15 protein-coding genes are annotated in these 18,990 nt (G+C 53.7%); all 15 read left to right on the top strand.

Annotated elements, in window-relative coordinates; genetic code table 11:
- The first annotated feature begins 27 nt into the window (after positions 1-27).
- The 15 genes from JJQ72_RS04410 (at position 28) to mraY (ending at position 18,989) form a co-directional block, all read left to right on the top strand.
- Positions 28-1,677 carry a peptide ABC transporter substrate-binding protein gene (locus JJQ72_RS04410; RefSeq protein ID WP_208202907.1) on the top strand — a complete coding sequence of 550 codons (1,650 nt, stop codon included), beginning with the start codon at positions 28-30 and terminating at the stop codon, positions 1,675-1,677.
- 25 nt (positions 1,678-1,702) lie between these two features.
- Positions 1,703-2,635 carry an ABC transporter permease gene (locus JJQ72_RS04405; protein ID WP_279591685.1) on the top strand — a complete coding sequence of 311 codons (933 nt, stop codon included), beginning with the start codon at positions 1,703-1,705 and terminating at the stop codon, positions 2,633-2,635.
- Positions 2,635-3,585, top strand: a complete 951-nt coding sequence (locus JJQ72_RS04400) for an ABC transporter permease (RefSeq protein ID WP_138225279.1) — start codon at positions 2,635-2,637, stop codon at positions 3,583-3,585. The genes JJQ72_RS04405 and JJQ72_RS04400 overlap by 1 nt, the downstream gene beginning before the upstream one ends.
- Before the next feature lie 13 nt (positions 3,586-3,598).
- Positions 3,599-4,594: an ABC transporter ATP-binding protein gene (locus JJQ72_RS04395; RefSeq protein ID WP_279591684.1), complete on the top strand. Its 996-nt coding sequence runs from the start codon at positions 3,599-3,601 to the stop codon at positions 4,592-4,594.
- Positions 4,591-5,529, top strand: a complete 939-nt coding sequence (locus JJQ72_RS04390; protein WP_138225281.1) for an ABC transporter ATP-binding protein — start codon at positions 4,591-4,593, stop codon at positions 5,527-5,529. Before JJQ72_RS04395 ends, JJQ72_RS04390 begins: the two co-directional genes overlap by 4 nt.
- Before the next feature lie 203 nt (positions 5,530-5,732).
- A complete protein-coding gene (bshC, locus tag JJQ72_RS04385) occupies positions 5,733-7,364 on the top strand; it encodes a bacillithiol biosynthesis cysteine-adding enzyme BshC (protein ID WP_208202905.1) in 1,632 nt (543 codons plus the stop codon).
- Positions 7,365-7,392: 28 nt separating this feature from the next.
- A complete protein-coding gene (locus JJQ72_RS04380; RefSeq protein WP_208202904.1) occupies positions 7,393-8,661 on the top strand; it encodes an adenosylhomocysteinase in 1,269 nt (422 codons plus the stop codon).
- Positions 8,662-8,877: 216 nt separating this feature from the next.
- Positions 8,878-9,315: a division/cell wall cluster transcriptional repressor MraZ gene (gene mraZ / locus JJQ72_RS04375; protein WP_208203002.1), complete on the top strand. Its 438-nt coding sequence runs from the start codon at positions 8,878-8,880 to the stop codon at positions 9,313-9,315.
- Positions 9,316-9,378: 63 nt separating this feature from the next.
- Positions 9,379-10,332 (top strand): 16S rRNA (cytosine(1402)-N(4))-methyltransferase RsmH, encoded by a 954-nt coding sequence (gene rsmH, locus JJQ72_RS04370; protein ID WP_138225284.1) that lies wholly within the window; start codon positions 9,379-9,381, stop codon positions 10,330-10,332.
- A gap of 33 nt (positions 10,333-10,365) precedes the next feature.
- Positions 10,366-10,770, top strand: coding sequence for a cell division protein FtsL (locus JJQ72_RS04365; protein WP_138225285.1), 405 nt, complete (start codon positions 10,366-10,368; stop codon positions 10,768-10,770).
- An 18-nt stretch (positions 10,771-10,788) separates the two neighbouring features.
- The gene (locus tag JJQ72_RS04360; RefSeq protein ID WP_208202903.1) at positions 10,789-13,023 is read left to right on the top strand and encodes a penicillin-binding transpeptidase domain-containing protein; all 2,235 of its coding nucleotides are present in this window, start codon (positions 10,789-10,791) and stop codon (positions 13,021-13,023) included.
- 83 nt (positions 13,024-13,106) lie between these two features.
- Positions 13,107-15,053, top strand: a complete 1,947-nt coding sequence (locus JJQ72_RS04355) for a stage V sporulation protein D (protein ID WP_138225287.1) — start codon at positions 13,107-13,109, stop codon at positions 15,051-15,053.
- Positions 15,054-15,116: 63 nt separating this feature from the next.
- On the top strand, positions 15,117-16,604 hold the full coding sequence (locus JJQ72_RS04350; protein ID WP_208202902.1) for a UDP-N-acetylmuramoyl-L-alanyl-D-glutamate--2,6-diaminopimelate ligase: 1,488 nt from the start codon (positions 15,117-15,119) through the stop codon (positions 16,602-16,604).
- Positions 16,604-18,019 (top strand): UDP-N-acetylmuramoyl-tripeptide--D-alanyl-D-alanine ligase, encoded by a 1,416-nt coding sequence (locus JJQ72_RS04345; protein ID WP_407669153.1) that lies wholly within the window; start codon positions 16,604-16,606, stop codon positions 18,017-18,019. The genes JJQ72_RS04350 and JJQ72_RS04345 overlap by 1 nt, the downstream gene beginning before the upstream one ends.
- A gap of 4 nt (positions 18,020-18,023) precedes the next feature.
- Complete coding sequence (mraY, locus tag JJQ72_RS04340) at positions 18,024-18,989, top strand: phospho-N-acetylmuramoyl-pentapeptide-transferase (RefSeq protein WP_138225290.1); 966 nt, start codon at positions 18,024-18,026, stop codon at positions 18,987-18,989.
- Position 18,990: the final 1 nt, after the last annotated feature.

Below are 18,990 nucleotides of genomic sequence, written 5' to 3'. Positions count from 1 at the left end.
CAGGAATTAGAAAAAGGAGCGTATAAGATGAAAAAGCGTACGTATCACCTGCTGCTCATGACAGCCCTGCTTGCTTGTGGATCCCTGCTTGGCGCCTGCGGAGCAGGCAATCAGGAGGAGGCTGCAGGCGACAAGCCCCTGGAGCAGGTATTCCGGATGAATATTGCATCCGAGCCGCCAACGCTGGACCCCGGACAAGCGCAGGACAATAACTCTAATACGATCATTAATGCCATTTTTGAGGGACTGACACGCAAAGGGCCGGACGGTGAAGAAGTTCCCGGTACTGCGGAGTCTTGGACGATCTCAGAGGACGGCTTGACGTATGTATTTTCCCTGCGACAGGATGCCAAATGGAGCAACGGTGATCCTGTCACGGCGAAGGATTTCGAATATGCCTGGAAACGGGTGCTGGATCCTTCCTTTGCGCCTGCTCCTCCGTATGCTTACCAGCTGTACTATATCAAAAATGCCGAAGCCTACAATCTGGGAGAGCTTGATCAAGCCGAAGACGTCGGCGTCAAGGCGACCGATGATTATACGCTGGAGGTTACACTGGAGAACCCGACGCCGTATTTTCTAAGCCTGATGTCGTTTCAGACCTACTTCCCGCTTCACGCCTCTGTCAAGGACAATGAGAAATGGGCTACCCAGCCCGAGACGCTGATTGGCAACGGACCGTTCAAGCTGGCTTCCATGACCAAGGGACAGAAGATTGAGATGGTAAAGAATGACCAGTATTGGGATCAGGATAACATCAAGCTTGAAAAAGTGCAGATGAGCATCGTCAACAGCTCGGCCACCGAGCTGTCCAGCTACCGCAACAATGAGCTGGATTATGCCGGTCATCCCGTAGGAAATATCCCGACAGACCAGCTGGCGGCGGTCAAGGAGCAGATGCCGGACGAGCTGAACATCAAGGGGATTTCGTCCACCTATTTTTATGTGTTCAATACGACTCAGGAGCCTTTTGATAATGTGAATATCCGAAAAGCGTTCTCCATGGCCATTGACCGGCAGGCCATTGTGGACAAGATCACGCAGGGCGGACAGCTTCCGGCCTATGGCTTCGTTCCGCCGGGGATCAAGGGGAAGGAGGAGGAGTTCCGCACAGAGGTCTCGGAGAACTATTTCGAAGAAAATATAGAAGAGGCCAAACAGCTGTTAGAGCAGGGCATGAAGGAGAAGGGCTATACGGAGCTGCCCGCGGTCACCCTGATCTATAACTCCGATGATAATCACAAGAAAATCGCCCTTGCGATCGTCGATATGTGGAAGAAAAATCTCGGCGTCAACGTCTCGGTTCAGAATCAGGAGTGGGGTGTGTTTCTCAAGAACCGGACCGATCTCAACTACCAGATCGCCCGGGCAGGGTGGGGCGCAGATTACAATGACCCCATGACCTATATTGATATCTGGAAAACAGGCAGCGGCAACAATGATACCGGCTTCTCGAACGCAGTCTATGATCAGCTGGTAGAGGATGCTTATGCCACGGATGATCATACCCAGCGTATGGACTTGATGGCTCAGGCTGAAAAAATATTGGTCCAGGAGCAGCAGATCGTGATGCCAATCTACTATTACTCCAGCGTCTCCTTGATCAAGCCTTGGATGAAGGGCATCGGCATTGACTTCAAGGGTGATATTGATTTTACACGCGCCTATGTAGAGTGATGCTGATGTCAAGGAGGGTACAGAATTGAAATACGTAGGGAGCAAGTTTTTGTATATGCTGGTTTCGTTGTTCATTCTGATCTCCGCCACTTTTTTTCTGATGAAGGCTATACCGGGAGACCCGTTTATGGGGGAGAAGAAGCCTTCCCCTGAAATCCTGGCAAGGCTGATGGAGCAGTATGATCTGGACAAGCCGGTCTTTCAGCAATATACAAAATACTTAAGCAATATCGCCGCCGGAGATTTCGGCTTGTCCATGAAGCAGCAGAACCAAAGTGTGACAGAGATCATTGTCGATACGTTCGGTCCATCCCTGCGGCTGGGGCTGGCTGCGATTGTCCTCTCTGTCCTCGTCGGCGTACTGCTGGGCATGCTGGCTGCCCTCTATCACCGGAGGCTTATTGATAACACAGCGATGATTCTCTCGGTGCTGGGCATTGCCGTTCCCAGCTTCGTGCTGGCATCACTGCTGCAATATGTTCTCGCGGAAAAAGCAGGACTGTTTAACGTTATGGGCTTTGACGGCCCTCTCGATTACGTGCTGCCGGTCATTGCACTTTCCGCCCAGCCCGTGGCCTTTATCGCCCGCCTGACGCGCTCCAGCATGCTGGAGGTGCTGCACTCGGATTACATCAAGACGGCCAGGGCCAAGGGGCTGAACGGGCTGGCTATCATGCTTCGTCACGTGATCCGGAACGGTATTCTGCCGGTGGTGACGTATGTGGGACCGATGACGGCCAACGTGATTACAGGCTCGGTGGTCATCGAGCAGATTTTCGGGATCGGCGGCATTGGCAAACAATTCGTCGACAGCATTACCAACCGGGATTATACGGTCATTATGGGCATTACCATTTTCTATGGCATTCTGCTTATGCTGGCCCGGTTTATGACGGATATCGCGTATGGCCTGATTGATCCCCGGATTAAGCTGAGCAGCGGGAAAGGGGGCTCCTGATGGCAGTCAATAGTAATGCGACACACAGCTTTGACGAAGCCCTGAAGGCGGAGGACTTTCAGAAGATCGGTCCGGATGAGAAGCAATCGGAGGTCATTCAGCGCGAGAGCCTTTCCGCCTGGCGGGATTCCTGGGAACGCTTGAAAAAAAACCGGCTCGCCATGGCAGGTATGCTCATCATGCTGCTGATCCTGATCATGGCGGTCATTGGACCGATGATCTCGGTCTATGATTACGAAACGAATGATCTGATGAGCACGAATCTGCCCCCTTCCGCAGAGCACTGGTTCGGGACGGATGATCTCGGACGAGACGTCTTCGTTCGCACCTGGATGGGCGCGCGAATCTCCTTGACAGTAGGGCTGGCAGCGGCGGCGATCGATCTTGTAATCGGCGTGATCTACGGCGGGTTGATGGGGTATTTCGGAGGCCGTGTAGATGAAATCATGAACAAATTCGCCGAGATTTTATACTCCATCCCTTACTTGCTGGTTACGATTCTGCTGCTCGTCGTCTTCGAGCCGAGCTTGGGCACGATCATTCTGGCACTGACCATTACAGGCTGGATTAATATGTCCTGGATCGTGCGCGGGGAAATTATGCAGCTAAAGAGCCGCGAATATGTCCTTGCCTCCCGGTCCATGGGCGCCGGCACGTCACGGCTGCTGTTTCGCCATCTCATTCCGAACGCCATGGGTCCCATTATCGTGACGCTGACCCTATCGGTGCCGAATGCGATTTTTGCGGAATCGTTTTTAAGCTTCCTTGGATTGGGTGTGCAGGCACCCGTTGCGTCCTGGGGCTCGATGATCAATGATGCGTTATCGGGCTGGATGTATTATCCCTGGCGGATGCTGTTTCCGGCGCTGTTCATCAGCTTGACGATGCTCGCCTTCAATATTTTCGGGGACGGGCTGCGGGATGCGCTGGATCCGAAGCTGAAAAAGTAGGAGTGTGATGAAAATGGACCCGATTTTACAGGTCAAGGACCTGAATGTTTCTTTTGAGGTCAGGGGCGGAGAGGTGAAGGCGGTCCGCGGCGTGAGTTTTGAGGTCCATAAAGGCGAGACTGTCGCCATCGTAGGGGAGTCCGGCAGCGGTAAAAGCGTGACCGCCCAAAGCATTATGCGTCTGATTCCCTCACCGCCGTCGCGGATCAAGCGAGGGGAGATTCTGTTCAAGGGCGAGAACCTGCTGCAAAAAAGCAACAAGCAGATGGAAGCCATCCGCGGCAAGGATATCGGCATGATATTTCAGGACCCGATGACTTCTTTGAATCCGACGCTCAAGATCGGACGCCAGATCACAGAAGGGCTGGAGAAGCATCAGGGCCTGTCCTCTTCCGCTGCCAAAAGCAGAGCCGTGGAGATGCTGAAGCTGGTCGGCATCAAGCATGCCGAGGAGCGTTTTCATCAATATCCTCATGAGTTCTCCGGCGGTATGCGGCAGCGGGCCATGATTGCCATCGCACTCGCCTGCAGCCCGTCTTTGCTGATCGCTGATGAGCCCACGACCGCGCTGGATGTTACTATCCAGGCGCAGATTATGGATGTGATGAAGGACATGCAGCGTCGTTTGGGGACGTCGATCATCCTTATTACTCATGATCTCGGCGTCGTGGCCGGGATGTGTGATCGTGTGATTGTCATGTATGCCGGTGAGGTTGTGGAGACGGGGAACAAATGGGAAATTTTCAAAAACCCTCAGCATCCGTACACCAAGGGTCTTCTGCGTTCCATGCCCCGCCTGGATCAGCCAAAGGATGAGCCGCTGATTCCGATTATGGGTACACCTCCGGATCTCATTAAGCCGCCGGTGGGCTGCCCCTTTACAGCCCGTTGTGAGGAGGCTATGAGAATCTGCGCCCGGATTGATCCTGGTGCAACCGTGTTCAGTCATACGCATATGGCCCGGTGCTGGAATCTGCATCCGATGGCACAGGAGGCGGAGCCGTCATGAAGGAGAACGTCCTGCTCCAGGTGCAAGGGCTGAAAAAGTATTTTCAAGTGGGCGGAGGCAAGGTTCTGAAAGCTGTAGATGACCTTAACTTCACAATCCATGAGGGAGAGACGCTTGGCATGGTCGGTGAGTCAGGCTGCGGCAAATCGACGGCAGGCCGCACCATTCTGCGGCTGTATGAGCCGACAGCGGGGAGTGTGTTTTTTCAGGGCACCGATATTTACAAGCTGTCACCCCGCAAGATGAAGGTCATGCGGCGCGATATGCAGATGATCTTTCAAGACCCCTATGCGTCCTTGAATCCCAGATTCACGGTCACGGATATTATCGGCGAAGCGCTGGACATTCACGGGATGGCCGGCAGCCGCGCAGAGCGGAAGAAGCGGGTCGAGGAGCTGCTGGATATGGTCGGACTGAACAGCGATCATGCCACGCGGTATCCCCATGAATTCTCAGGCGGTCAGCGGCAGCGGATCGGCATTGCCCGCTCTCTGGCGGTTAATCCGAAGTTCATCATCTGTGACGAGCCCATATCTGCGCTGGATGTATCCATACAGGCACAGGTTGTAAATTTGCTCAAGGACCTTCAGGAGCGGCTGGGACTGACGTACCTCTTCATTGCCCATGACCTGTCTATGGTCAAGCATATCAGTGACCGGGTCGCTGTCATGTATTTGGGCAAAATGGTTGAGCTGGCTGAAAGCGAGGAGCTTTATGGAAATCCCATTCATCCGTACACGCAGACCCTGCTGTCTGCCATCCCGGTCCCTGATCCGGAAATTGAAAGCAGCAAGCAGCGCTTGACGATGGAGGACAGCGGTCAGGGACCGATCTCGGCGGTGAAGGGCGAGGACGGAACCGTGCTGCTGGAAGAGCAGGACACGGAGCTGGTTGAGGTGTCACCGGGGCACTGGGTGAGCAAGCCGTATGCTTGAGCTGTGTGACAACATAACCGTTTCTTTTGCAAGTGGCCGGCAGGATCCATTTGTAGAAGGAACGGTTTTTTTTTGATCCGGTGCCGGGCTGTGCCCTGCTGTTTTCTTTTCCTTTGACGGAGAAGCCTCACATTCGGTACAATCAAGAAAGGCTTTAATAAAGTAAGTTAACTTGAGCACCCGCGAGAATAGGAGGAGCTTTCATGAATATCATTCCGGAGCCTTTGTCCGGCGGCTCCCGGCTTTCGTATGACTATATACATCATTACGATCAGGTGAGTCCATTTTACGGCGGCAGTCCCTGGGAACCTGCGGCATGGAAGCAGCGGGCAGACTGGCTGAGTCAGAGCTACGGCAGATATATCAGCCGCTCGGCGCTGGCAGGCTGTTTGCGCAGCTACAATGATTATGTCCATAATACACATGTCGAGGTACATAAATCTCTGGAACTGCTGGAGAAGGAGGATGCTCTGGTCATTGCCGGGGGGCAGCAGAGCGGTCTGTTCACAGGCCCCATGCTCGTCATCTATAAGGCCATTACTATCATTCAGGCAGCGAGGAAGGCAGAGGCTATGCTGGGCCGACCGGTAATTCCCGTATTCTGGATTGCCGGGGAGGACCATGACTGGGATGAGGTAAATCATACCTACCTGCCGGCTGCAGATCAGGGCCCTTCCAGAATCCGCATGGATAGCGAAGGGGCATCCCGCACCTCTGTAAGCTACACTCCGGTGAGCCGGACTCAATGGGATGAAGCATTAAGAGAGATTCAGCAGCTGCTGGAGGATAGTCCGTTTAAGAAGGACGTGCTGGATGTGCTGCAGCGGGCGTCGAAGCATGAAGAATTAAGCGGAGCCTTTGCCCAGCTGATGGGAGAGCTGTTCGGGAAGCATGGGCTGGTTCTGATGGATTCTGCAGACCGGGGCCTGAGAGCTCTGGAGAAGCCGGTCTTTGAACAGCTGATTACCCGCAGTGATGCATTGACTGACGCGTATAAGAGAGCAGCAGGAGAGCTCGAGAGCCTTTCGTATGAGGTTCAGGCCGAGGTGCACCCTGATGGAGCTAATCTGTTTTATGTGCATGAGGACAAGCGGCTCCTGCTGTTCAAGGAGGAAGGCCGGTTTACAGACCGCAAGGGGCTGGTCTCCTTCTCGGAGGAGGAGCTGCTGGATGAATTGCGTGCATATCCGGAGCGCTTCAGCAATAATGTTCTTACACGGCCCTTAATGCAGGATGCTGTTCTCCCGGTGCTTGGTACGGTGCTGGGCCAAGGGGAGATCTCGTACTGGGCCATCACGCGGCATGCTTTTCAGGAGCTGGAGCTTCAGATGCCGCTGATCCTGCCGCGAATGTCATTCAGCCTTGTCAGCCCGACGCTGCCCAAATGGATGGATAAATACAACGTGAGCTTCCAGGATATTGTGCAGGGACTGGGCGAGCAGCGAAGCCGCTGGCTGGAGGAGCAGGATGAGGTCGGGCTGAGTGATCGGTTTCAGGAGACGAAGGCGGCTTTTACCGCTTTGTATGAGCCGCTGCTTCAGGATTTGGGGCGGCTGCAGCCAGGTCTGATGCGCCTGGGTGAAGTGAACCACGGCAAAATTCTGGAACAAATGGACTACCTGCTGGACCGCTCCAGGCTCGCGCTGGAGCAGCAGCATCGTGCAGCCTTGAGACAGTGGGATTGCCTTGAAACCGAGCTGATGCCGCTTGGACGTCCGCAGGAGCGCGTATATAATGTGTTTTATTATTTGAACCGTTACGGAATGGGGCTTATTGATCAGCTGCTGAGCTTGCCTTATGATGATACCGGACAGCACCGGGCGGTTTATCTTTAAATTATATGATTCATGGGAGGCGTTGCATTTGAGTTCCAAATCAGTAGAGAACAGTATTATTACGGATCTGGGTCTGGCACCGGAAGGACATCTGAAGATTGACTGGGTTGAGGCGCATATGCCTGTGCTGAACAAGGTTCGTAAGCAGTTTGAAGCAGAGCAGCCCTTTAAGGGACTGAAGGTGGCCATTTCTCTTCATCTGGAAGCCAAAACAGCTTACCTTGCGAAGGTTATTCAGGCTGGCGGCGCGGACGTAACCATTACGGGCAGTAATCCGCTGTCAACACAGGACGATGTATGTGCAGCGCTGGTAGAGGACGGCGTTACCGTGTTTGCGAAATATAATCCGGAGCCGAAAGAATATAAAGAGCTGATGATCCGGGCACTTGAAACCAAGCCGGATCTCATTATCGACGATGGCGGAGATCTGGTAACGATCCTGCATGCAGAGCGTCCAGAGCTGCTGGAAACTGTGCGCGGCGGTGCCGAGGAGACGACTACAGGCATTCTGCGCCTGAAAGCCTTGGAGAAGGAAGGCGCCTTGAAGTTCCCGATGGTTGCCGTTAATGATGCGTACTGTAAATATTTGTTCGATAACCGTTACGGCACAGGACAGTCCGTGTGGGATGGCATTAACCGGACAACGAATCTGGTTGTAGCGGGCAAGACTGTGGTCGTCGTGGGCTACGGCTGGTGCGGTAAAGGCGTGGCGATGCGGGCCAAGGGCCTTGGAGCGAATGTCATTGTCACGGAAATCGATGCAATCAAGGCCGTGGAAGCGTACATGGATGGCTTCCGGGTTATGCCGATGCATGAAGCGGCACGCGAGGGTGACTTCTTCGTCACGGTCACGGGCAACCGGGATGTCATCACGGGTGAGCACTATGATGTGATGAAGGACGGCGCGATTTTGTCCAATGCGGGTCACTTTGATGTAGAGGTTAACAAGCCGGAGCTGCAAGCCCGCTCCCAGTCTGTACGGACGGTCCGCCGCAACATTGAGGAATATCAGCTGAAGGATGGACGCAAGATTTACCTGCTTGCCGAGGGACGCCTTGTCAACCTGGCAGCGGGAGACGGCCACCCGGCAGAAATTATGGATATGACCTTTGCGCTTCAGGCGCTTTCTCTGAAATATGTCAACGATCTGCACAACAGCATCGGAAGCCGGGTCGTGAACGTGCCTTACGAGCTCGACGAGCAGGTAGCGCGCTATAAGCTGGAGAGTCTTGGAATGGGAATTGATCAGCTTAGCGAGGCTCAGAAATCCTACCTGGACAGCTGGGCCGAGCACTAAAATCACAGATTTATAAGGGTTTGGCCAAGTCTTCGAGAAGCTCTGTCTCTCCTGAAAGGGGGCGGCAGAGCTTTTTTCAATTTGGGGAATTTCCGGTAATCCTGAAAAAATGGTTAAAAACCAGAAGGAATTTGATTAAAAACGAAGAATCTATTATTCTAATGTGGTGGAAAGTGGTGTAAAGTGGGGGAAATGGGGTAAGGGGTGAGTGACCGGATGTTTATGGGGGAGTATCAGCATAACATCGATGATAAAGGCAGATTAACGATCCCTGCCAAATTCCGGGAACTGTTAGGCAGCTCTTTTGTTGTTACCAGAGGGCTGGATCAATGCCTCTTTGTCTATCCTCATGAAGAATGGGCTGTCATGGAACAGAAGCTCAAATCACTGCCGCTGATGAAATCCGATGCCCGGGCCTTTTCACGGTTCTTTTTCTCCGGTGCAGCGGAATGCGAATGGGACAAACAGGGAAGGGTAAATTTACCGGCCAATCTCCGCGAGTTCGCCAAGCTGGATAAAGAGTGTGTCGTGATCGGCGTATCCAGCCGGGTCGAGGTATGGAGCAAGGACAAATGGAATGAATACTACCAGCAGTCAGAAGAAGCGTTTAATGATATTGCCGAGAAGCTGGTTGATTTTAATTTTGACTTATAGAGAAAGACAATCCGTACATAAGACAATGTTCAGGATGAATTGCACATTATGGAGGGCTGCAGCTTGTTTCATCACATCACGGTACTAAAAGAAGAAGCGACAGAGGGGCTGCGCATCCAGCAGGAAGGGATTTACGTGGACTGTACGCTGGGAGGAGCCGGCCACAGTGCTTTAATTGCTTCCCAGCTTGGTGATCAGGGTCGTCTGATTGCACTGGATCAGGATGATTGGGCGCTAGATAACGCCAAGGAGGTTCTAGGCCAGGAAGAGCATAAAGTGACGCTTGTCAAAACCAACTTCAGAGATCTTGAACAGGTGCTGCAAGAGCAGGTGGAGCCGGATGCTGACGGCGTGTCGCGCGTTCACGGAATATTGTTCGATCTCGGTGTTTCTTCGCCTCAGTTCGACGAAGGAGAACGGGGGTTCAGCTACAACCATGACGCACCGCTGGATATGAGAATGGATCAGTCAGCGGGCCTTACGGCAGCGGAGATTATCAATGAATGGCCGGAGCAGGAAATTGCCAGAATTCTGTATCAGTATGGGGAAGAGAAGTTTTCCAGGCGGATCGCCAAGGTCATCTGTGAGAAAAGAGCCAATCAGCGTGTTGAAACGACAGGGCAGCTGGTGGAGCTCATCAAAGAAGGGATTCCTGCTGCTGCAAGACGTACGGGAGGCCACCCTGCGAAGCGAAGCTTTCAGGCACTGCGCATTGCCGTGAATGACGAATTGGGGGCATTTGAGGATGCGCTGCATCAGGCCGTGAAATGCCTTGCTCCAGGCGGCAGAGTTTCGGTCATTACCTTCCACTCGCTGGAGGACCGGATATGCAAGCAAATTTTTAACAGCTATGTTGCCAAATGCACCTGTCCCCCTGATTTTCCAATGTGCGTATGCGGCGGGGGAGAAGGACAGCTGAAGCTGGTGAATCGGAAGCCGATCATTCCAAGGGATGAGGAGATCGCCATGAATCCGCGTTCCCGCTCCGCGAAGCTGCGCATAGCCGAGAAATTGTAGATTGACCCAATAACAAACAAGGAGAATTCAGCCATGGCCTATACCCGCGGAAACCTGGCCGTTCAGGAGAGACAGAAGGAACGCCACAATGGATATGTTGAGAAAACAACGGTAATCAGACGCCGTTCCCAGCTGCCCCAGAAAGAAAAACTGCTCTATCTGCTGTCTGTCATGTTTGTAGTCGCGGTGATGGGCTGGATCGGAATGGGCCACGTCAAGATGTACGAGCTCAACCGGCAGATCCAGAAGTCGGACTATCAGATCCATGAAGCAGGCAAGAGCATGGATGTCCTGCAGGTCAAGAAGCAGACACTGGAGATGGGAATTGTTCAAAAGGCGAAGGAGCTTGGATATATCCAGGCTGAGCAGAGCGAGGCCATTCACTTACCGGGCCATAGCAATGCTGCAGGTACTGCAGGCAAGGCGTCGGGAAACTAGGATAGTGAGGTTGAACCGATGATCAAAAAAATTAAAATGCGTTCACTGCTAATAGGGGGATTCATCACCCTCTTTTTTGCTGTTTTGATAGTCCGTGTATTCTGGCTGCAGGTCGTCGATACGGACTCCTGGCGGGAAAGAGCGATGCAGAACTGGGAACGGGAGCAGACGCTCACAGCTTCAAGGGGCACGATCTCGGACCGGGACGGCGATATCCTTGCTATGGATGCACCGGCTTATACCGTAGTGGTCAATCCGAGGGTAATTCAAGCCAACGGGCTGCAGGACGAGGTGGTTGATGGGCTGAACCGTCTGCTTAGCAAGAACAAGGATGAGCTGGTCAAGCTGGTCACAGCCAAGGACGATAAGGGGAATTACCTGATCAACCGCGAGGTACGAAATGAAGGCTGGAAGATTGGCGAAGAAAAGCGGGAGGAAATTCAGGGCCTGATGGACGAGCTGGAGCTGCAGCTGCAGTCAGAAGGAAAGGTTCCGGATTCCGGAATTAACCTGATTGCGGAGAACAAGCGCTTTTATCCCCGTCATTCACTGGCAGCCCATATTCTGGGCTATACCGATCGGCAGGGACAGGCACGGGATGGCTTTGAGCTCATGTTCGATGAGCAGCTCAAGGGCGTGGACGGATTTGCCAAATATAAAAGCGATAAGAAAGGCGTCAAGCTGCCGTCTGCGGACGATGTGTATCAGCCGGCCAAGAATGGCAGCAATATAAAGCTGACCATTGACGATACCATTCAGCATTATATCGAGGAAGCCATGCGGGAGGTTTATGAACAATATGAGCCCGTCAGCATGACCGTCATCGCGGCAGATCCGAACACCATGGAAATTCTCGGGATGGCGAATCTGCCTACCTTTGATCCCAATACTTACTGGGAAGTAGCATCGGATTACAGCAATTATTATAATCATGCGATCCGCTCCACTTATGAGCCGGGCTCGACCTTTAAGATTGTGACGCTGGCCAGTGCCATTCAGGAGAATTTGTTTGACCCCAATGCCTATTATAAATCCGGATCGATTCGGTCCGGAGGACGGACGCACTGGGATATCCAGCGCAACGGCTGGGGAACGATCACTTATTTGGAGGGCGTCAAGCGCTCCAGTAACGTTGCCTTCGTCAAGCTGGGCTATGAAATGCTCGGCAAGGAGCGGCTGACGAATTACATTAATTTGTTCGGGTTTAGCGGCAAGACGGGCATCGAGCTTCCGGGCGAAAGTCTGGGCATTCTGAACATGAGCCGGGACATTGACATATCCACGGTGCCTTATGGCTATGCCGTCTCGGTTACCCCGATTCAGCAGATTGCAGCCATATCTGCTGTGGCTAACGGGGGCAAGCTGCTGAAGCCGCAAATCGTCAAGGAAATTCAGGACCCTAATACCGGTGAGGTTCAGGTTATTCAGCCGGAGCTGGTGCGTCAAGTCATCACACCGGAAACCGCACGCAAGACCGGAGGTTACCTGGAGCAGGTTGTTGCCGATCAGGAGCAGGGCACAGGCTATAACGCCTTTATCGAGGGCTACCGTGTTGCAGGAAAGACCGGAACGGCCGTTAAGGGTGATTACAGTGATAACACAAGGCTGGTGGCTTCCTTCACGGGGTATGCTCCTGTCGATGATCCCCGAATCGCTGTGCTCGTCATTGTGGATGAGCCGAATGATCAGCTCGGGGGCGGCGCAGTAGCAGCGCCGCTGTTTCAGAAGATTGTATCCCAGACTTTGAAATACTGGGGTGTTCCCAAGACGGAGAAGGCTGCCGAGGATGCGACAGCCGCCAAAGCAGCGGCGCTGCAGCCGGATACACGGGTTGCACCGGAGCTTTCCGGCATGAGCATGAAGGATATCAAGACCAAGCTGCTGGCTGAAGGCTTCGTGTATGAGGTGCTCGGCAGCGGAAGCAGCCTGGTCAAGCAGGTTCCCGCGCCGGGCACGGCGTTGTCTGCCGGCCAGCGGATTTACCTCCTGACTGAGGATGCAGCCCAGATGGAAATCCCGGATATGCAGGGGGAGTCACTTCGTGATGCTATGGAAATTCTGAACCTGATGAAGGTGAAGGTCAATGTGCAGGGTGAAGGCTATATTGCCGATCAGAAGGTCACGAAGGAGAAGGACGGCCGGGTGGTTTACCTTACGCTGAAATCGTCCTCGGAATCGTTGCAGGGAGAGCCTTCTGAAGGGGAGCCCGAAGCTGAAGCCGGGCAGGAGTCCGGAGAGAAGGACGAGGAGTAGCTTGTTCTATCCCCCGTTTGTACCGAATACTCATCAGATAGAGCTTTCTATGAGTAAACAGGTGAACGGGGAGGGAATGAGCTTTGAAATTTTCTGCAGTATCTAGACGAAAGCGATTGTTCTGGAGCCTGTTATTTCTTGTAATGATGTTTGCTGCCCTGGTCATCCGGCTTGCCTATGTCCAGCTGGGTGAAGGCGCAGAGCTGTCGGCCAAGGCGGAGGAGCTGTGGCGCCGTAATATTCCCTATACCGCCGAACGGGGCAACATTCTCGATCGGAACGGAGAGGCGCTCGTTACGAATATTAGTACACCCACCATTATGGCTATTCCGGTCCAGATTAAAGAGCCGGACAAGACGGCAGAGCTGCTGGCAGCCAAGCTGGGTATGACCAAGGATCAGGTGTATAAAGTGATTACCAAAAAGGGTTCAATGGTCGAGCGGCTGAAGCCCGGCGGGCGAAAGATCACGATGGAGCTGGCTCAGGAAATTCGTGATCTGGAGCTGCCGGGCATCGTCGTAGCCGAGGATAATATGCGCTACTATCCTTATGGAGGGCTGGCGGCACATATTCTTGGCTTTACCGGCATTGACAATCAGGGCCTGACCGGCACCGAAAAAAAATTCGATGACCAGCTGAGCGGCCTGAACGGCAGCATCTCGTATTTATCGGATGCGGGAGGACGGCTGATGCCGGGTTCCTCGGAGAAATATGTCGAGCCGAAGGACGGACTTCATCTGGAATTAACGCTGGATAAGTCTCTGCAGTCGATTATGGAACGGGAGCTGGATCAGGCCATGGTGAAATACCAGGCAAACGCCAGCTGGGCCATCGCCATGAATCCCAAAAACGGCGAAATTCTTGCGATGGCCAGCCGTCCGGGATATTCACCGGCCCATTACCGTGAGGCGGATTCGAGTGTATATAACCGGAACCTGCCGATCTGGATGACATATGAGCCGGGCTCTACCTTTAAGATTATTACGCTTGCTGCAGCGCTGGAAGAGGGAAAGGTTGATCTGAAGAACGACATGTTTTTTGACCCGGGGTTCGTTGAGGTTGGCGGTGCCAGACTGCGCTGCTGGAAGCGGGGTGGCCATGGCAGCCAGACCTTTATGGAGGTCGTCCAGAACTCCTGCAACCCCGGCTTTGTCGCATTGGGTCAAAAATTGGGTAAAGAAACGTTGTTCGATTACATCCGCGACTTTGGCTTCGGTACCAAAACCGGCATTGACCTGATCGGCGAAGAGAACGGGATTCTGTTCAAGCTGGACCGGGTTGGTCCCGTGGAGCTGGCAACGACCTCGTTCGGACAGGGGGTGTCTGTAACTCCCATCCAGCAGGTGGCTGCCGTCTCGGCTGCGATCAATGGGGGCAAGCTGTATACCCCGCATGTCGCCAAGGCCTGGATTCATCCGGAAACCGGTGAGGTTGTGGATGAGATTGAATCTGCGCCCGTCCGGCAGGTCATTTCGGAAGAAACCTCTAAGCAGATTCGCGAAGCGCTGGAGAGCGTTGTAGCGAAAGGGACCGGCCGCCCGGCATTTATCGACGGCTATCGTGTCGGAGGCAAGACAGGAACCGCCCAGAAGGTCATTAACGGCCGCTACTCCACTACCGAGCATATTGTTTCTTTTATCGGGTTTGCGCCGGCTGACGATCCGGAGATCGTCGTGTACGCTGCTGTGGACAATCCGAAGGGCATTCAGTTCGGGGGCGTCGTCGCGGCACCTATTGTTCAGAATATTCTGGAGGATTCGCTGCACTACCTAAAGGTGCCCAAGCGTAGTGATCAGCTGGCAAGGGAATACAAATACGGCGAAACTCCGGTAGTTACCGTGCCAAATCTGGTAGGAGCCACCATTCAGGATCTGTATGAGGATCTGAATATGAATTTCAACCTGGCCAAGTCAGGCACAGGCAACGTCGTCATCAACCAGGCTCCCAAAGCGGGCAGCCGGGTGGAGCGAGGTTCAACCATTCGAATATATATGGGGAATGCATCCGGCGAAGAGGAGCATAGTCATTAGGGACTCTCTTTTTCATGGATTTAGAATGGCGGAACCAGAGTCACCGCGTATAGGGGGATGACGATGAAGCTGAAAGAGCTGATGGATGTGCTTGCGGCGGCGGCGATTGCCGGTGATGGGGATACGGAAATTACAGGCCTGTCCTGTGATTCGCGGCAGGTGAAAGCGGGAGATCTATTTATCTGTCTGCCGGGCTACGAGAAGGACGGTCACGATTATGCCGCGGAAGCGGTGGAGCGGGGCGCTGTCGCCCTGCTGGTAAACCGGCAGCTGGATATACCGGTTACGCAGGTTGTCGTCAAGGACTGCCGATTTGCTCTGGCCGCGCTGGCAGATGCTTTCTACCAGCAGCCAAGCCACGGAATGACCCTGATCGGAGTCACCGGTACGAACGGAAAGACGACCACGACCTGTCTCATTCATCAGATTATGATTGATCACGGCGTCGAGACCGGAATGATCGGTACGCTTCGAATGTCTTTTGGCGGAGTCTCATACCCGGTATCCCGGACGACACCGGGTGCTCTGGAGCTGCAGCGCTCCTTGAGTGAAATGGCGCAGAGCGGCGTCCAGCTCTGTGTGATGGAGGTATCCTCGCACGCATTGGAGCAGGGCCGGGTCAAAGGAACTGATTTTCGCACCGCGGTATTCACGAACCTGACGCAGGATCATCTCGATTATCATGCTTCTCTGGAGCAATACCGAGCGGCGAAGGGATTGTTTTTCTCCCGGCTGGGCAATGCTTTTTCCAAGGACCCGAAACGGCGCAAGTATGCGGTGATGAATGTCGATGATCCATCGTCGGAGGTGTATGCCAAGCTGACGTCAGCAGAGGTCATCACGTATGGCATTGATCGGGAAGCTGATGTTCGCGCCGTTAATATTTCCGTGAGCGCTCAAGGCACCTTTTTCCGCGCCGAGACGTTTCGCGGTCAGGTGGATGTCCAGCTGAAGATGGTCGGCCGATTCAATGTGTATAATGCACTGGCTGCCATTGCGGCTGCCTTGCTGGAAGGAGTGCCGCTTGAGAGCATCGCGGCCAGTCTTATGAAGATGCAAGGCGTTGAAGGCCGGGTGGAGCCGGTGACGGAGGGGCAGCCATTCGCGGTTATTGTGGACTATGCGCATACCCCGGATGGCCTGGACAATGTGCTAAGAACGATGAAGGAAATTGCGCAGCAGCGGATTCTGACCGTATTCGGCTGCGGCGGCGACCGGGATCGCAGCAAGCGTCCTGTTATGGGACGGATTGCCGCTCAGTGGAGCGACCAGATCATTATCACATCGGATAATCCAAGGTCGGAGAATCCCGCACAGATCCTTCAAGATATCGAAGCCGGCCTGAAAGCAGAAGGCATTCCGCAGGAAAGGTATGAGCTGATTGAGGATCGGCGGGACGCGATTAAAAAGGCTATTGAAATGGCAAGCCCGGGAGATGTAGTATTGATTGCGGGGAAAGGCCATGAAACCTACCAACTGATACGGAATCAAGTCCTGGACTTTGATGACCGTATCGTTGCAAAAGAAGCGATAAGGGGCAGACAATTGTGATCCATACCAATCTGAAACACATCGCAGCCATGTGCGGCGGTGTGCTTATACACAGTGAGAATCATTCCATCAGCATTCAAGGGGTGTCTACCGATTCCCGGACCCTGCCGCAGGGCTGTCTGTACGTGCCGCTGGCCGGGGAACGGTTTGACGGCCATGATTATGCAGAGGCGGCATTGCAGCAGGGAGCCTCGGCGGTGCTGTGGCAGACAAACCACGGCACCCCGCCCGAAGGGCCGGTAGTTCTAGTGGAGGACACGCTTTTGGCGCTGCAGTCTCTGGCGGCTGCATACCTAAGAGAGACCGGCGTTAAGGTCGTGGGCATTACAGGCAGTAACGGGAAAACGACCGTTAAGGATATGGTAACCTCCTTGCTCGGGACCCGTTATAACGTGCACAAAACGCAAGGCAATTTCAACAATCAGATCGGACTTCCGCTGACTGTACTGGGGATGCCGGCGGATACAGAGATTGTCGTTCTGGAAATGGGCATGAGCGGGCGGCATGAAATTGAGCTGCTCTCGAAGCTTGCCCGCCCGGATGTGGCGGTCATTACGAATATCGGGGAGTCCCATTTGCTGCAGCTTGGCTCTAGAAAAGAGATTGCCCGCGCCAAGGCAGAAATATTAAGCGGCCTTCAAGAAGGCGGCCTCCTTGTTTTTCACGGGGATGAGCCTTTACTGCATGAAGTGCTTGCTGAGCCTGAAACCCGGCAGCCAGAGCAATATTCGGTCTTTAAGTTTGGGACAGAGCCAAGCAATGATAATTCACCTGCTGGCCTGATGTTCCATGAGAAGGGGGTAATATTCACCTCCACCTTGTATGAAGGCGAAAGCTTCAGTCTTCCGCTGCTAGGCAAGCACAATGTCATTAATGCGCTGGCTGCCATGGCAGTAGCGTCTCATTTTGGCGTCAGCAGAGAGGATATGCGTGAAGGCTTTGCTTCCCTCAAGCTGACAAGCATGCGCATTGAAGCCATTCAAACCACACACGGGGTAACCGTGCTGAATGATGCTTACAATGCCAGTCCGCTGTCTGTCAAGGCAGCACTGGATGTATTGGCAGGCATGAATGGCTATAGACGGCGGATTGCCGTGCTCGGGGACATGCTGGAGCTGGGGGATCAGGAGCAGGAGTACCATGCAGAGATCGGACATTATATCGCGGTAGAGCATATCGATCATCTTTATACATACGGACCGCTTGCCCTGCACATCGCGGAAGCGGCCCAAACCCGGTTATCCCAAGCACAGATCAGCGCCTTTACGGATAAAGCGGCTCTGATTGAAGCGCTCGCGGAGTCTGTAGGCTCACAGGATATTGTGCTGGTCAAGGCCTCCCGGGGCATGAAGCTCGAAGAAGTCGTGGATGCGCTCAAGCAGCTTCCGCAGAACGAAAATGATGTGAGGGGGTGATACGGTGGACTTTCAACTCTTATTGCTGACAATGGGTGTATCCTTCATACTCGCTGTTATTTCCGCTCCGCTGCTGATTCCGCTGCTTCGTCGCATGAAGTTCGGTCAGCAGGTTCGGGATGATGGTCCTCAAAGCCATTTGAAAAAAGCCGGTACGCCTACGATGGGCGGTGTGGTGATTCTGCTGGCGTTCACTCTGACCTTTCTGAAATTCGCCCCTGTGGATAACAGCTTCTACGTGCTGCTGGTCGGCACGCTGGGCTTTGGCCTTATCGGGTTTCTGGATGACTATATCAAGATCGTTTTCAAACGCTCCCTGGGCCTGACTGCACGCCAGAAGCTGTTCGGACAGCTTCTGTTCGCAGGAATCATGTGCTGGCTGCTGTTGAATAACGGTCATAGCACGGCGATTGAGGTACCGGGGACGGCGTGGTCGTTTGATTTCGGACCCTGGTTCTATTATCCCTTCATCGTGCTGATGATGCTGGCGATCAGCAATGCGGTCAATTTCACGGATGGACTGGATGGTCTGCTTTCCGGCGTGAGTGCGATCGCCTTCGGGGCTTACGCTTTGGTGGCAATACAATCTACATCGTTTGCCGCCGCGTTCTGTGCCGCAGCCATGATCGGTGCGGTGCTCGGATTTCTCGTGTTCAATGCCCATCCCGCCAAGGTATTTATGGGCGACACAGGCTCGCTGGGCATTGGCGGCGCTATCGGCTCCATTGCTATCGTGACCAAAAGCGAGCTGTTATTTCTCATTATCGGCGGTGTGTTCGTCATTGAAATGCTCTCGGTCGTTATTCAGGTAATCTCCTTCAAGACCCGCGGTAAGCGTGTCTTCAAGATGAGCCCGATCCATCACCATTACGAGCTGTCCGGCTGGTCGGAGTGGCGCGTTGTGATCACCTTCTGGGCTGTCGGCATTGTATTAGCAGGCATCGGACTTTATATTAACGAGGGGTTGTAGA

Origin of the sequence: Paenibacillus sp. F411 (assembly GCF_017582705.1) — a bacterium.
GTDB lineage: Bacteria > Bacillota > Bacilli > Paenibacillales > Paenibacillaceae > Paenibacillus_AQ > Paenibacillus_AQ algicola.
The sequence above is the reverse complement of the archived record's forward strand: the minus strand, read 5'-3'. Positions and strand labels throughout refer to the sequence as shown.